At 66.1% G+C, this 14,630-nt stretch carries 12 protein-coding genes; 3 read left to right on the top strand and 9 right to left on the bottom strand.

Annotated elements, in window-relative coordinates; all coding sequences use genetic code 11:
• Nucleotides 1-38: 38 nt before the first annotated feature.
• A complete protein-coding gene (locus IEW85_RS02465; protein WP_229658775.1) occupies nucleotides 39-1,673 on the bottom strand; it encodes a ribonuclease J in 1,635 nt (544 codons plus the stop codon).
• A 67-nt stretch (nucleotides 1,674-1,740) separates the two neighbouring features.
• Nucleotides 1,741-2,703, bottom strand: coding sequence for a 4-hydroxy-tetrahydrodipicolinate synthase (dapA, locus tag IEW85_RS02460; RefSeq protein WP_188682558.1), 963 nt, complete (start codon nucleotides 2,701-2,703; stop codon nucleotides 1,741-1,743).
• 76 nt (nucleotides 2,704-2,779) lie between these two features.
• On the opposite strand from dapA, the gene IEW85_RS02455 reads away from it, so the two are divergent.
• Nucleotides 2,780-3,961, top strand: a complete 1,182-nt coding sequence (locus IEW85_RS02455) for a heparan-alpha-glucosaminide N-acetyltransferase domain-containing protein (RefSeq protein ID WP_188682557.1) — start codon at nucleotides 2,780-2,782, stop codon at nucleotides 3,959-3,961.
• A gap of 60 nt (nucleotides 3,962-4,021) precedes the next feature.
• Here IEW85_RS02455 and IEW85_RS02450 read toward each other — a convergent pair whose 3' ends face one another.
• The 4 genes from IEW85_RS02450 to IEW85_RS02435 form a co-directional block, all read right to left on the bottom strand.
• Nucleotides 4,022-5,467 carry a sugar porter family MFS transporter gene (locus tag IEW85_RS02450; protein WP_188682556.1) on the bottom strand — a complete coding sequence of 482 codons (1,446 nt, stop codon included), beginning with the start codon at nucleotides 5,465-5,467 and terminating at the stop codon, nucleotides 4,022-4,024.
• A gap of 84 nt (nucleotides 5,468-5,551) precedes the next feature.
• Nucleotides 5,552-6,700 (bottom strand): galactokinase, encoded by a 1,149-nt coding sequence (gene galK, locus IEW85_RS02445; RefSeq protein ID WP_188682555.1) that lies wholly within the window; start codon nucleotides 6,698-6,700, stop codon nucleotides 5,552-5,554.
• A 1-nt stretch (nucleotide 6,701) separates the two neighbouring features.
• A complete protein-coding gene (gene galT, locus IEW85_RS02440; protein WP_188682554.1) occupies nucleotides 6,702-7,826 on the bottom strand; it encodes a galactose-1-phosphate uridylyltransferase in 1,125 nt (374 codons plus the stop codon).
• Nucleotides 7,823-8,653, bottom strand: a complete 831-nt coding sequence (locus tag IEW85_RS02435) for a DeoR/GlpR family DNA-binding transcription regulator (RefSeq protein WP_188682553.1) — start codon at nucleotides 8,651-8,653, stop codon at nucleotides 7,823-7,825. Before IEW85_RS02435 ends, galT begins: the two co-directional genes overlap by 4 nt.
• 139 nt (nucleotides 8,654-8,792) lie before the next feature.
• Between IEW85_RS02435 and dapB the strand changes: the two genes are divergently transcribed.
• Together dapB and IEW85_RS02425 are read left to right on the top strand one after the other, a co-directional pair.
• Nucleotides 8,793-9,554, top strand: a complete 762-nt coding sequence (gene dapB / locus IEW85_RS02430) for a 4-hydroxy-tetrahydrodipicolinate reductase (protein ID WP_188682552.1) — start codon at nucleotides 8,793-8,795, stop codon at nucleotides 9,552-9,554.
• Nucleotides 9,555-9,573: 19 nt separating this feature from the next.
• Nucleotides 9,574-10,017, top strand: a complete 444-nt coding sequence (locus IEW85_RS02425) for a hypothetical protein (RefSeq protein ID WP_188682551.1) — start codon at nucleotides 9,574-9,576, stop codon at nucleotides 10,015-10,017.
• Between the two features lie 167 nt (nucleotides 10,018-10,184).
• Here the strand turns inward: IEW85_RS02425 and IEW85_RS02420 are convergent, their stop codons facing one another.
• The 3 genes from IEW85_RS02420 to IEW85_RS02410 are packed head-to-tail and all read right to left on the bottom strand — an operon-like array spanning nucleotide 10,185 to nucleotide 14,610.
• The gene (locus IEW85_RS02420) at nucleotides 10,185-11,282 is read right to left on the bottom strand and encodes an isocitrate/isopropylmalate dehydrogenase family protein (protein WP_188682550.1); all 1,098 of its coding nucleotides are present in this window, start codon (nucleotides 11,280-11,282) and stop codon (nucleotides 10,185-10,187) included.
• 46 nt (nucleotides 11,283-11,328) lie between these two features.
• Entirely contained in the window at nucleotides 11,329-12,540 is a 1,212-nt protein-coding gene (locus IEW85_RS02415) for an MFS transporter (RefSeq protein ID WP_188682549.1), read from the bottom strand.
• Between the two features lie 24 nt (nucleotides 12,541-12,564).
• The gene (locus IEW85_RS02410) at nucleotides 12,565-14,610 is read right to left on the bottom strand and encodes a tripartite tricarboxylate transporter permease (RefSeq protein WP_188682548.1); all 2,046 of its coding nucleotides are present in this window, start codon (nucleotides 14,608-14,610) and stop codon (nucleotides 12,565-12,567) included.
• Nucleotides 14,611-14,630: the final 20 nt, after the last annotated feature.

The raw sequence follows: 14,630 nt of genomic DNA, 5'->3' as shown, positions 1-14,630 counted from the left end.
TGCGTCCAGGTTGGTGTGCTCGATCAGCGCGGGACCTCTCAGGTCTCGACGACCACCGGAACGATCATCGGTTTCCGGCGCAGCTTCCGGTTGACCCAGGAGCCGACGGTCCGGCGGACGATCTGCTGGAGCTGGTGGGTGGTGTGCTCCTTGTTGTCCTGGATGGCCTCGGTCAGGGCACGGGCGATCTTGGACTTGATGTCTTTGAAGACCTTGTCCTCCTCGGCCACACCGCGGGCGTGGATGTCCGGGCCGGAGACGATCTGGCCGGTCTGACGGTTGACCACGGTGATCACGGAGATGAAACCCTCCTCCCCCAGGACGCGGCGGTCCTTGAGGTCGGAGTCGGTGATCTCGCCGATGGAGGAGCCGTCCACGTAGACATAGCCGCATTCGACCTGACCCACATGGCGAGCCACACCGCCGCGCAGGTCCACCACGGAGCCGTCCTCGCACAGCAGCACCTGGTCCGGATCCACACCGGTCTCCTCAGCCAGCTTTCCGTTCGCGATGAGGTGACGGGTCTCGCCGTGCACCGGCATCGCGTTCTTCGGCTGCAGGATGTTGTAGGTGTAGAGCAGCTCGCCGGCGGAGGCATGGCCGGAGACGTGGACCTTGGCATTGTCCTTGTGGATCACATCGGCACCGAGCTTCATCAGCCCGTTGATCACCCGGTAGACCGAGTTCTCGTTGCCGGGGATCAGCGAGGAGGCCAGGATGATCGTGTCGCCCTCGCCCACCTGGACCTGGTGGTCGCCGTTGGCCATGCGGGACAGGGCCGCCATGGGTTCGCCCTGGGAGCCGGTGGACATGAGGACGACCTCATTGTCCGGAAGCTGATCCACCTTCTTGATGTCGATCAGGATGCCCTCGGGCACGTTCAGATAGCCCAGCTTGGCGGCGATGCCCATATTGCGCACCATGGAGCGGCCCACGAAGGCCACCCGGCGCCCATGGGCCTCGGCGGCGTCGAGCACCTGCTGCACGCGGTGGATGTGGGAGGAGAAGCTGGCCACGATGATCCGCCGCTCGGAGCGGCCGAAGACCTGCTCGATGACCGGGCCGATCTCCTTCTCCGGAGTGGTGAAGCCGGGGACGTGCGCGTTGGTGGAGTCGGACATGTAGAGGTCCACTCCCTCTTCGCCCAGCTTGGCGAAGTGGCGCAGATCGGTGATCCGGCCGTCCAGGGGCAGCTGGTCCATCTTGAAGTCGCCGGTGTGCAGGACGGTGCCTGCCTCGGTGCGGATGAACACTGCCAGCGCATCCGGGATGGAGTGATTGACCGCCACGAACTCGCACTGGAACGGGTGGAGGTCCTCGACGTCACCCTCCTTCACCGCCAGAGTGTAGGGCTTGATGCGGTGCTCCTGCAGCTTGGCCTCGATCAGGGCGAGGGTCAGCTGGGAGCCGATCAGCGGGATGTCGGGCTTGCGGCGCAGCAGATAGGGCACTGCACCGATGTGGTCCTCATGACCGTGGGTCAGGACCAGGCCGACGACGTCGTCCAGGCGGTCTTCGATGTAGCTGAAGTCGGGCAGGATGAGATCCACGCCCGGCTGCTCCTCCTCCGGGAAGAGGACGCCGCAGTCGACGATGAGGATCTTCCCGTCCAGCTCGAAGACGGCCATGTTGCGTCCGACCTCCCCGAGTCCGCCCAGCGGCACGATCCGCATGGTGCCGTTCTTGAGCTTGGGCGGGGTGATCAGGCGCTCTGCTGCCACGTAGGTGTTCTCCTTCAAATCAGAGGTTCCAGCCAGCCTCGCGGAGGTCGGCCAGAACCAGTTCCTTCTCCTGCTCATTGGCTTCCACCAGCGGAAGCCGGACGTCTGTGTTGATGCCGAAGCCCAGCCAGTTCAGTGCCAGCTTGGAGGAGACGGCACCTTGGACGCGGGTCATCATGCCACGGATGACCGGGCCCAGCTCGCCGTGGGCGATGCGCGCCTCCTTCAGGTCATAGTTCAGCACCGAGTCGATCATGCGACGGAACGTCGGTGCGGCCACGTGGCTGGTGACGGAGACGACGCCGGCCGCGCCCATGGCCATCCAGGCCAGGACGTTCTGGTCGTCGCCGGAGTAGATCTCCAGGTCCGTCTTGGTCAGCACCTCAGTGGTGGCGGTGATGTCGTTCTTGGCGTCCTTCAGGCACATCACCCGGGGGTGCTCGGCCAGTCGGAGGATGGTCTCGGTGGCCACCGGGATGCCGGTGCGGCCGGGGATGTCATAGATCATCAGCGGCAGGTCTGCGGCGTCGGCCACTGCGGTGTAGTGGGCCAGCACGCCGTCCTGGCTGGGCTTGTTGTAGTACGGGGTGACCACGAGCTGTCCGTCGGCGCCGGCGCGCTCGGCACGCTTGGCCACCTCCAAGTCATGGGAGGTGTGGTTGGTGGAAGTGCCGGCGATGATCTTCGCACGGTCTCCCACAGCCGATTTGGCGGCCCGGACCAGGCCTTCCTTCTCGTCGTCCTCCAGCGTGGAGGTCTCTCCGGTGGTGCCGGAGACCACGAGGGCGTCGTTGCCCTCGTTGACGAGCTTATCGGCGAGCGCCTCGAAGGCCTCGTAGTCGACCTCGTCCTCCTTGGTGAACGGAGTGACCATGGCCGTGATGAGGTGACCGAAGTATGGGTCTGTCTGATCAGGGTGTTTGACTTCGCCCTCAGCCAGGTAAGGGTCGAAGTCATGCGTGGGCTCGTGGTGTCCTGCCATAGGCAGTAGCCTACCGTCTGTGAAGTCAGCCGACACTCTCAGACGCGCTTCCCGAGCGGGCTCGAGGATCTCGGGGGTGGATGCGGCCCGCGGGCTGGCTCTGCTGGGCATGATGGCGGTCCACGTTCTGCCCACCACCGATGAGCTCACCGATGATCCCACCTGGGCCGGGATGCTGTTCACCGGACGCCCCGCCGCCCTCTTCGCCCTGCTGGCCGGAGTGGGGATCGCCCTGCTGACCGGCGGCCCCGAGGCCGACCGCTCCAACGCCCGGGTGGCCTGGGACCGGAAGGTCATCGCCGTGCGCGCCGGGCTGATCGTGGTCCTGGGCATGGGGGCGGCCATGCTGGACTCCGGGGTGGCCATCATCCTGGTCCACTACGGACTGCTGTTCCTGCTGGCTCTGCCCTTTCTGCGCCTGGGCGCCCGGGCGCTGTTCGCCGTGGCCACCGGCTGGGTGCTGTTCGCCCCGGTGGCCTTCTGGTGGCTGCAGAACGCTCTGCGTGAGCGGCTGGAGGGCTTCCCGCATGAGTGGAGGCTCTGGCACTCCCCCAGCTTCGGGGATCTGGCGGTCTCCCCGGTCCTCGGCATGGATCTGGCGCTGACCGGCTACTACCCGCTGCTGATCTGGCCGGCCTATCTCTTCGCCGGGCTGGCCATCGGGAGGCTGCGTCTGGACCGCAGCTCCACGGCGCTGAACCTGGTGGGCCTCGGAGCCATCCTGGCCGGGGCCGGGTATCTGGTGGGCCGACTGATGATGCCGGGCGTGGCCTCACGCATCCTGGAGAATCTCCCGCTGCAGGAGCGCTACCTGCGCGGCGAACTGCTCACCGGCACCCACCAGGTGCCGCTGGTGACCGACCCCGGGTGGTTCGGCCTGGTGACCCCGCATGAGGGCTCCACAGTGGACCTGGTACACACCATCGGCTGCGCCATGCTGGTGCTCGGCGTCTGCCTGCTGGTGACCGAACGGCTCAGATGGGTGCTGGCCCCGCTGATCGGGGCAGGGGCGATGCCGCTGAGCCTCTACGTGGGCCACCTGATCGTCCTGCATCTCTGGAGGGGAACCGACGACGACGGCGGCCCGGTCCTGGGCGCCCCCGACCTCCTCCGGGACTGCGGGGAGGCCACGATCCTGACCGGAATGCTGCTGGGAGCGCTGGGGCTGGGCCTGGTCAAGGTGCTGCTCAGGCGCCGAGGACCGCTGGAGGCGCTGACCCATCGGGCCAGCGCCTCCATGGCGGGTCCACGTCCCTGAACTCCACGTCCCTGAGCTCCTCAGGGAGCACTCAGGTGCTCATCACCCCGGGTCCGACGATCAGCGCTCGGGACGCTGGTAGGCGCCCTCCTGCATGTCCTCCAGCTCGCGGCCCTTGGTCTCCGGGACCCACTTGAGCACGAAGATCAGGGAGATCAGCGCGACCACGGCGTAGAGGCCGTAGGCGAAGACCAGCGACAGCTCGGCCATGTAGGGGAAGAACAGGCTGATGACGAAGTTCGCCAGCCAGTTGAACGCCGCAGTGACGCCCAGGGCCACCGCACGGATGCGGTTGGGGAACATCTCGCCCAGCAGCAGCCACATGAAGGGACCCCAGGTGGCGGCGAAGAAGGCCACAAAGAGGTTCGCGGCGATCAGCGCGATCAGGTTCCAGGGCTCGGGCAGGGTCACTGCGCCGTCGGCGGCATTCTGGACCTCAGCCTGGCTGAAGGCCAGCACGAGCACACCCAGCGTGACGGTCATGCCGGCCGAACCCACCGCCAGCGGGATGCGCCGGCCGACCTTGTCCACGATCACGATGCCGACCACGGTGAAGAGCACGTTGACCGAGGTGGAGATGATCTGGATGAGCAGGGACTGCTCCTCCGGGATGCCCACGGACTGCCAGAGCGTGTCCGAGTAGAAGAAGATCACGTTGATGCCGACGAACTGCTGGAAGACCGCCAGGCCGATGCCCACCCACACGATGGGCATGATCTTGCCGGAGGCCATCAGGTCCTTCAGCTTCTGCCGAGCCTCGAAGTTGATGGTCTCGCGGATCTCCGCGACCTTCTGATCCAGCTCTTCGCGGCCGGAGATTCCCACGATCTCGGAGAGGACCCTGCGTGCCTTATCCTCCTGGCCGCGACCGACCAGGTAGCGCGGAGACTCCGGGATGGACAGGGCCAGCAGGCCATAGATCAGCGCCGGGACAGCCTCAGCGATGAGCATCCAGCGCCAGGTGTCCAGTCCCAGCCAGAACTCCGATCCGGCACCGCCGGCCAGATTGGCCAGGAAGGCGTTGGAGACGGCGGAGAAGAAGATGCCGAGCACGATGGCCATCTGCCACATCGAGCCCAGACGTCCACGCATCCGAGTGGGGGCGACCTCTGCGATATAGGCCGGGGCCAGCACGGAGGCCATACCGACGCCGATGCCGCCCAGGATGCGCCAGAGCACGAAGTCGAAGGCGGTGAAGGCCAGTCCGGAGAGGATGGCGGAGAGGAAGAAGAGGACTGCGGCGATCTGCATCGAGCGCACACGGCCGATGCGGTCCACGATGGGCCCTCCGACCCACGCGCCGAGCATCGCGCCCAGCAGTCCTGAGGCCACGGCGAAGCCGAGGCTGAGCTCGCCCAGGTCGAACTCCTCCTGCAGCGGCTGGACAGCGCCGTTGATCACGGCGACGTCGAAGCCGAAGAGGAAGCCGCCGAAGGCGGCCACCAGGACCACCCACGCCACGCTTCCGGAGTTCGTCTCAGACGATGTCGATCGTACTGATGTCATTCCAAGGTCTCCTCGTTGAGAGTCTTTCTGAGGTTCAGTTCCACACCGTGATCCAGGTCCGGACCGTGTTGCAGATCCGGACCGTCAATCGGTGATGCGGCGAGCCCCTGATGAGGGCTGCGCCGTCAGAGCCAGCGGCCTACTGTACTCCCGGTCACTGGCATTGGCTTCGGCTGCCGCGAGCAGCTTCGGAACCTCTTCGGAGGGCGCCAGGGCGATCACGCATCCGCCGAAGCCGCCTCCGACCTGGCGCGCTCCCAAGGCTCCGTGCTCCAGCAGCGCCTCCACCATGGTGTCGGTCTCCGGAACGGTGATCTGGAAGTCATCCCGCTGAGAGACATGCGATGAGGTGAGAATCACACCCAAGTCTGCGGGCCGGCCGGCACGCAGAGCGTCCCTGGCGGCCAGGACGCGGTCGTTCTCGGTGAGCACATGGCGGAGCCTACGCAGGATGGCCTCGTCCTCGGTGAAGCCCTCCAGGCGGTGAGCCAGCTGCTCGGCTGTGGTGCCGGCGTCGTTGAGCTCGCGCAGGCTCTGCAGGCCCAGCAGCTGGGCACCCTGCTCGCACTGGCGGCGTCGGGCGGCGTATTCGCCGTCCACCAGGCGGTGCTCGGCGCGGGAGTCGATGACCATCAGGGACAGGCCCGCCTCCTTCAACGCGAAGGGCACCTGTTCCACCTCCAGGCTGCGGGTGTCCAGCAGCACGGCATGGCCCTCGGCCCCGGCCAGCGAGGCGACCTGATCCATGATTCCGCAGGGCATCCCCACGAAGTCGTTCTCCGCGCGCTGGGCCAGACCGGCCAGCTGCAGGCGGTCGATGCTCTGACCGCCCAGCTCAGCGGCGGCCAGCCCGACGGCGCACTCCAGCGCCGCCGAGGAGGAGAGCCCCGCACCCACCGGCACAGTGGAGTCCACCTGCAGGTCCAGGCCGGGCACCCGGTATCCGGCCTGCTCCAGGGCCCAGAGGGTGCCGGCCACATAGGCGGCCCAGCCCTCCACGCCGCCGGGGGCGAGGCCCTCCAGGCTGAACTCGACGGCTGGGCTGGGCTGGTCGGCGTCGTCGGGGGTGGAGCGGACGGTGACCGTCCGGTCCTGCCGGAGGGATGCGGCGACCGTGGTGGTCTGGCCCAGGGCGAAGGGCAGGACGAAGCCGCCGTTGTAGTCGGTGTGCTCGCCCATGAGGTTGACCCGGCCCGGGGCGGCCCAGGTCCCCTGTGTCAGCTGTTCGGCCATCTCAGGCTTCCTGTTCTGCGCGGTCGGTGCTGCCTGCGAGGTCGCGCAGGCGCTGGGCCATCTCCTCGGGAGCGATATCGTTGATGAACACGCCCATGCCGGATTCGGAGCCGGCCAGGTACTTCAGCTTGTTCTCCGCCCGACGGATGGAGAAGAGCTGGCAGTGCAGGCGCATCAGGCCTTCGGAAGCTGAGCGCGGGGCCTGCTGCCAGCCGGAGATATAGGGCAGCCGGCCGCTGAAGAGCTGGTCGCCGCGGCGCAGCATGTCCAGGTAGAGCTCGGCGAAGTCGTCGCGTTCGGCGTCGGTGAGCTCCGGAAGCCGCTCGATGGGCCGGTTGGGCCAGATCTGCAGCTCCAGGGGCCAACGGGCCCAGGCTGGGATGAAGGCGGTCCAATGCTCAGTGCGGCGGACGATCCGGCTGCCGTCGGCCTGCTCGGCGGCGAGCACATCGGCGAAGAGGTCCGAGCCCCGGCGCTGCTCATAGTCAGCGGCGGAGTCCAGGATCCGGCGGGTGCGCGGGGTGATGAAGGGGTAGCCGTAGATCTGCCCGTGCGGGTGGTGCAGGGTCACCCCGATCTCCTCGCCGCGGTTCTCGAAGCAGTAGACCTGCTCCACGCCGGGCATCTGCAGCAGGGCCTCGCTGCGGGCGGCCCAGGCGTCCACCACAGTGCGCATGCGGGTGGTGGAGGCCTGCGCCAGCTGGGAGGTGTGCTCATCGGTGAAGCAGACGACCTCGCAGCGGCCGGAGCCTGGCTGGAGCAGGCCGGCGGCCTCCTCCTCGGCGTCGGCGGTGCTCAGCCGATCGGCGGGAACCGGCTGATCCCCGCGAAAGGACGGGAAACGGTTCTCGAACACGGCCACGTCGTACTGGGCCTGCGGGATCTCGCTGAAGCGCTCCTCGGTGGAGGGGCACAGCGGGCACTGGTCGCTGCTGGGCAGGTGGGTGCGGTTCTGCCGGGCCGCGGCGATGGCCACCCACTCCTGGAGGAAGGGGTCGAAGCGCATCTCGTTGCCGCCTTCGGGGCGCGTGATCTCGCGGCGGTCCTCGACGCTGCGCTGGCGCGGCTCATCGTCGAAGAAGAAGATGTCGCGCCCGTCGGCGAGATGGGCATGGGTCAGATTCATGGACGGCTCCTCGGGGTGGGCGCTTCGGGTGCGGTCTGGTCGGATCCGGCCTGGGCGAGGATCACGTGCTCCACGTGCTCTTCAAGCTCCTGCCGGGCGCGGCGGCCCAGACCGGCGTCGGTGATCAGGGTGTGGATCTCGTCCAACGCGGCGTAGGTCGCGATGCCGACCACTCCCCATTTGCTGTGGTCGGCCAGGGCCACGGAGCGCTGGGCGGTGCCGATCAGGGCCTGGTTGGTCTCGGCCTCGAGCAGGTTGGGCGTGGTGAAGCCGGTGCGGGCGGAGAATCCGTGGGTGCCGAAGAAGAGCAGGTCCAAGTGGAGGGTCTTCAGCGAGTTCACCGCCAGGGGTCCGACCAAGGCGTCGGAGGGGGTGCGCACTCCCCCGGTGAGGATCACGATCTGGCTGTCGCCGACCGTGTGGAAGGTGTCTGCGATGCGCGGAGAGTTGGTCACCACGGTCAGGTCAGGCACGGCGGTCAGCCGCTGAGCCAGGGTCCAGGTGGTGGTGCCGGCGGAGAGACCTACGGACATCCCGGGTTCGACCAGGGCGAGGGCCTCCTGCGCGATGGCGTTCTTCTGGGCCTCCTGCTGGAGGAACTTGGCCTCGAAGCCGGGCTCCTCAGTGCGCCGGTGGGGTTCGGTCTCCTCAGCGGCCACCGCGCCGCCGTGGACCTTGGCCAGGTGACCTTCGGCGGCCAGAACGTCGAGGTCGCGGCGGATGGTCATATCGGAGACTTCGAAGCGCCCCGAGAGGTCGGCCACGCTGAGGGCCCCTTCGGCCTCGATGAGACTGCGGATCGCCGCTCGCCGTTGAGCTGCCAGCACGCCGTATCCTTCCTGTCTGTGGTGTGTGATGCTGATCTGTGAGGTGTCTGATCTGAGATGTGACGGCCCTCATTAAACACCATGTTCCAACAGAATCCAACAGAACTGAACACAAGCCTCTGGGCGATAGTCTGGTCCCATGAGTGATGCAGCCATTCGTACAGCCGTCCTGGGCGCCCAAGGGCGGATGGGATCCGAGGCCGTGAAGGCCGTTGAGAACGCACAGGATATGGAGCTGGTGGCCGCGCTGGGCCGCGGTGACTCGCTGAAGAAGGTCCTGGAGGCCGGGGCCACCCATATCGTGGATCTGACCGTCCCGGACGTCACCGAGGACAATGTGCGCTTCGCCGCGGAGAACGGACTCCACGCCGTGGTCGGGACCACCGGCTGGGACGGCGAGCGCCTGGCCCGCTTGGAGGCCCTGCTGGAGCAGAACCCGCAGGTCGGCGTGCTGATCGCCCCGAACTTCGCCCTGGGCTCCGTGCTGGCCTCGGCCTTCGCGGCCAAAGCTGCGCAGTACTTCGAATCCGCCGAGATCATCGAGCTGCACCACCCCGGTAAGGTGGACGCCCCCTCCGGCACTGCCGCGCGGACCGCGGAGCTGATGGGACAGGCGCGGCGGGAGGCCGGCGTCGGGCCCTCCCCTGATGCCACACAGAAAGACCCCGGCGGCGCCCGGGGCGCCGTGGTGGAGGACATCCACGTCCACTCGGTGCGCCTGCGCGGACTGGTGGCCCACCAGGAGGTGCTGCTGGGCTCGGCCGGTGAGCAGCTGACCTTCCGGCACGACTCCTTCGATCGCGCCTCCTTCATGCCCGGCGTGCTGCTGGGCCTGCGCACCGCCGCCTCCCGCCCGGGTCTGACCCACGGGCTGGACGGCTACCTGGACCTGGGCCTCTAGGCCGGAGAGGACTCACCGAGTGAAAGCGAAGTTCTGGACGGGCGTGATGATCGCCCTGCTCTCCATCTTCCTGGTGGGTGCGGTGGTCAGCGCATTCCGCTTCCTGCGGGTGGATGACCTGCTGGCCCGCGGGATCGGCGTGGGCGTGCTGCTGCTGGTGGCCATCGGCGCGTGGGTGCTCTGGCGCGAGATCTCCTTCGGTTGGAGGACCGAGCGGCTGGGCCGGATCCTCGACGCGGAGGACGGCCTGCCCGAGGACACGGTGGAGCGTTCCCCCGGCGGCCGGGCGGATAAGACCCAGGCCGATGAGCAGTTCCAGCGCTATGCCGCCGAGGCGGAGTCGAACCCCGAGGACTGGCGCAGCTGGTTCCGGCTCTCGATCGCCTATGACGTGGCCTCAGACCGGGCGCGGGCGCGGAAGACCATGCGCAGGGCCATCGCCATGGAGAAGCAGACCCGCTGAGGGCGGCGCCGGCCGGATCGTGTACCCCATTGTGGTGAATGGAGTACACGATCCGCGCATTCACCACAATGGGGTACGCAATGCGGTGAGGTGAGGTCGGCGTGCGCCACCCCTCCGCGGCAAATGCATCCGGAATGGTGTCAAGCGCGCGTCCGGCAAACACCCGTTCAGCGTTGCTCGACCCGCTGTGCCGCCTCTGCCGCCACCTTCTCGGCGAACTCCTGAGTGCCCAGTGTGCCCCCAAGATCGCGCGTACGAGTCTCAGGTGAAGTGACCAGATGCTCGAGTCCGTCTTCGATGCCTGCGGCGGCACGGAGCAATGCCTCCTGGCCACGACGACGACCCAGATGGGCCAGCAGCATTGCGGCAGATCCGACGAGCGAAGCCGGGTTCGCCACGTCCTTTCCGGCGAGGGAAGGCGCAGAACCGTGCTGCGCCTGGGCCATGACATACTGTTCGCCCACGTTGAGGGAGGCAGCCAGGCCGATGCTACCGGAGAGCTCAGTGGCCTCGTCGGAGAGGATATCGCCGAACATGTTGGTCGTGACCATGACATCGAACTGGGCAGGATCCCGGATCAGCAGAGCAGCCGCCGCATCAACCAGCTCCTCCTGATACTCGACATCCGGGTAGTCGGCAGCCACCTGGCGGACACACTCGAGGAATAAGCCGTCGCTGACCCGCAGCACATTGGACTTATGCACTGCGGTGACCGAACGACGACGACGCAGCGCCAGCTCGAACGCATGGCGGGCAATCCGCAGGGACCCCTCGCGGGTGACCTTCCGGTAGGACATCGCTAGGTCCGGGGTAGGCATGACCTCACCGGTACCCATGTGCATGGTGCGGTCGGCATAGAAGCCTTCAGTGTTCTCACGGACGATCACCAGGTCGAAGGGACCCTGTGCGGGCCAGGGAACGCCGTCATAGGTCCGTGCGGGCCGAACATTGGCATAAAGCTGCAGTTCACGGCGCAAAGTTCCAGAGGGGTTGATCCCACCGGCCGTGGCCTCAGGGTAGTCCAGATGTGAGACCGGGCCGAGCACCATCCCATCGGCTGTGCGTGCAAGCTGAAGGGCACGGGCGGGGAAGGTAGTCCCTTCAGATTCCAGCGAAGCGAAGCCTATGGGTGTCCGAATCGGCTCCCACGCCACGTGTGCGGCCTCAAGGACCGCCTCGAGCACTCGCTCGGTCGCAGCGACTACCTCAGGCCCGATTCCATCCCCATCGAACAGCGCCAGCTGCAGCGCCGAAATGTCTTCCATCTCATCTCCTGTCATGTCATTCTGTCCAGATTTCGCCGCTCGGTGCCTACTCATCCGGCGGATTCCCACGGACCATGAAAGCTGACACTCCCGCTGCGCTGATGAGCACGAAGACAGCCAGCTGAAGTGCGGCGACAGGCCCGAGGACACCTGCGTAAGCCCCAGCACCCAGGGGGATCACTACTTGACCGGCGCGTGAACTCATCAGCCGAATCGCCAGAGCCTGACCGCGGCGATCGTAGGGCACGGCAGTGGAGATCATCCCCATGGTGACCGGCTGGCCGATGCCCAGAGTGAAACCGCCGATCACCGTCAACATCACGGCCAGCCACATGGTCTCCAACACGAAGGGCATGGTGGCGAAACAGGCGGCCGCCCCGAGGAGGCTGGAGAGCAGCAAGGTTTCATTGCGATACTGATCAGCCGCCCAAGGCAGCACCACCCGGGAAACCACCGATGCTGCGCCCCGGACCGCCAGAAGAGCCCCGATCACCGTGGCAGAGATTCCCCGTTGCTCGCCGATCAGCGGCATGAACGCGGCCAATATATCCACCATCGCCACGAAACCCACCGAGCAGTACAGGATCACCCCGACCCGCGGCATGCGCACCAGAGACCAGCTGCTGCGCCCCGAGGCAGAGTCTTGTGGACCTTCAGCGTGCACTGGCAAGGTGAACTCGCGCCGCCCGGCCACAATCACTGGAACGCTCAGCAGCGCGATGACCAGACCCAGCAGCAGTGCCATATTGATGGCCAAACCTGATGGGCCCACATCGACCAACCAGCCTCCCAACAACGGGCCGATCATCTGCCCGATGGAGTTCGCTGCGGTGAACCACCCGAAGCCGGCCTCCAGCCCGCCGTGGACAGCACGCCGGGCAATGACCGCCTGGATGCATATGGTCAACACCAAGTGCCCGAGCCCCAGAAGCGCCGAACCGATAATCATGAGTGTCATGCCCCAGGCCAGCACCAGCAGGCCTGAGCCGAAGGCCATCACGGCCACGCCCAGGATCATCCACGGACCCAACCGCGAGCGATTGTCCGAGAGTCGACCCACCTGAGAAGCCGCCAGAACCGGCAGCAACGCATAGGCAGCAGTGATGGCCCCGATGACCGTGGCTGTGCCACCCAGATCCAACACCTTATAGCTGGTGACCGGGCGGATCAGGTGCAACGCCGTTTGAGCCAAAACGGCGGCCAGGCAGATGGTCCACAGCCAGCGACCACCACGGGCACGTCGCAGTCGTCGAGTCATCACTCTGCGTTCGATCCGGTGGACCTAGAGGAACCAGCCCACCGGAGCCATCAGCTCGGCGAACTCCGTCAGCGCCCACAACGCCGCTACGATCACCGCTGTGTAGATCACTGCGGGCAGTGGCTTCATTCTGGCCACCACCAGCAGGAAAACCAAAGAGAAGATGCCAGTGCCCACAAACATACCCACCAAGAGCACCAGCCAGATGAAACCGAGGATCCAGGCCAGGGAGATGCCGACCACTTTGAGCTGATCTCTGAACGCGGCACCGACCCGGCCCAGACCACCTGAAGACCGGGTCTCCCGAATATCTTTGACCAGAGCACATAGACTCAGTGCGACGCCGAGGCCACCCACGATGAAGGGGAACAGCCGGCCAGTATCAGAGAAGCCAGCGGCCAACAGCAGGCCGGCGATAAAGAACAGCAACATGCCGCCGCTGACCAGCAGATGCACGAAAGACGGAGGCGTCGGCGAGGATTCCGGCTCGGCCTCAGCCTCACCCTCTTTCTCAGGCACCGGTTCGAGCTCTGAACCATGGGGAGCTGTTCCGTCCGGCGCCGTCGCGCTCGCCTGGTTCTCAGAGGCCGAGGCTGACCTGCGGCTGCGTTTCCATATCTGGTAGCCGGTCACGCCCACCAGGAGCAGAGCCACGACGACGACGAACGGGCGGGTCATCCATTCGCCCGGTTCGAAGGCCGAGACGGTGATGAAGTAGTAGCGTTCCAGCGGAACAGCCAGAACGTAGGCGATCAAGAAAGGCGCACGCGGAATGTTAGTGATCTTGCAGATCCATCCGACCACACCCAGGGCGAGCATCACGTAGAAGACATTGAGGTTCAGCGGTTCTTGGAATCCGCTCATGAACAGCAGCGGCACCAGCGCGGCGGCCAGCACAGGGAACCGGACGAAACTCAGCTTGGCCAGCGGGCGTGCCATGAAGAAGGCCAACACTGCGCCGACCACCGCAGCGATCGCGAAGGACCAGACGATGAAGTACACCAGGTCCAGATCCTGTTCGATGAGATCCGGGCCAGGCTGAATCCCGAAGATCAGCAGCACACCCAGCAGCAGCGCAAACGGTGCGGCCCCGGGAACGCCGAAGAGCAGCGTGGGGATAAGCGCACCGGATTCGATCCCGTTGCTAGCTGCCGACGGAGCGATCACACCGCGCGGATCACCCTTGCCGAAACGTGCATCCTGCTTTCGGCTGCCGATGGCTCGAGCCTGACCATAGGCCAACCAAGCCCCTGCCGTGGCGCCGACGCCGGGCAGGATGCCGGATCCGATGCCCACCGCAGAGCCGCGCAGCACATCGCCCTTGTAGCGGAAGACGTCACGGGCACCCTTGCTCCAGCCGCCGCCAAGTGCCATGTCCTTCTTATCTGCGACGGCGGCACGCTGCGCCACCAGGTCAATGATCTCGGCGACACCGTAGATACCCAGAGCCACCGCGACCAGGCCGATGCCCTCCATCAGGTACTCAGAGCCGAAGGTGTAGCGATACTCCGCTGAGACCGGGGACATGCCGATCATGCCCAAAGCCAGCCCGAAGGAGGCGATGAGCAGGCCTTTGAGCATATTGCCCTGAGAGAGCAGGGCGGTGAGGAAGATACCCAGCAGGATCAGCATAAAGATCTCCGGTGAGCCGAAAGCTGTCACCACGGGGCGCGCCACCGGGATCACAAGGGTCAGCGCCACAATGCCGAGTAGGCCGCCTAGGGTTGAGGCGATGAAACTGGCAGACAGGGCGCGTCCGCCTTCGCCCTTCTTCGCCATGGTGTTGCCATCCAGCAGGAACACTGCCGCTGAGGCTGACCCAGGTATGCCCAGGACCACCGAGGTGATGACATCTGAGGTGTGGACCACCGCGACTGCGCCGATGATCAGCGCAATGGCCTGATTGGGTTCAAGAACAAAGACAAACGGGAGGAGAACGGCTACTGCGCCAGTTCCACCCAGGCCAGGAATCACACCGATGATCAACCCGACCAAAACTCCGGCGCCAAGGTAGAGCAGCATCGCGGGATCCGCGAAACTGGATAGCGCCTCAGTGGCTGCTTCAAACATGTCTAGGTACTTTCTGTCTC

The organism is Nesterenkonia cremea (assembly GCF_014642675.1).
GTDB lineage: Bacteria > Actinomycetota > Actinomycetes > Actinomycetales > Micrococcaceae > Nesterenkonia > Nesterenkonia cremea.
Note: the sequence above shows the minus strand (reverse complement) of the source record. Positions and strands in the feature narration are given on the sequence as shown.

Bases quoted from the DNA above. Each gene is read 5' to 3' on its own strand.
- IEW85_RS02465 (WP_229658775.1), bottom strand. From the start codon at position 1,673: ATGCGGATCGTGCCGCTGGGCGGACTCGGGGAGGTCGGACGCAACATG.
- dapA (WP_188682558.1), bottom strand. From the start codon at position 2,703: ATGGCAGGACACCACGAGCCCACGCATGACTTCGACCCTTACCTGGCT.
- IEW85_RS02450 (WP_188682556.1), bottom strand. From the start codon at position 5,467: ATGACATCAGTACGATCGACATCGTCTGAGACGAACTCCGGAAGCGTG.
- galK (WP_188682555.1), bottom strand. From the start codon at position 6,700: ATGGCCGAACAGCTGACACAGGGGACCTGGGCCGCCCCGGGCCGGGTC.
- galT (WP_188682554.1), bottom strand. From the start codon at position 7,826: ATGAATCTGACCCATGCCCATCTCGCCGACGGGCGCGACATCTTCTTC.
- dapB (WP_188682552.1), top strand. From the start codon at position 8,793: ATGAGTGATGCAGCCATTCGTACAGCCGTCCTGGGCGCCCAAGGGCGG.
- IEW85_RS02420 (WP_188682550.1), bottom strand. From the start codon at position 11,282: ATGGAAGACATTTCGGCGCTGCAGCTGGCGCTGTTCGATGGGGATGGA.
- IEW85_RS02415 (WP_188682549.1), bottom strand. From the start codon at position 12,540: ATGACTCGACGACTGCGACGTGCCCGTGGTGGTCGCTGGCTGTGGACC.
- IEW85_RS02410 (WP_188682548.1), bottom strand. From the start codon at position 14,610: ATGTTTGAAGCAGCCACTGAGGCGCTATCCAGTTTCGCGGATCCCGCG.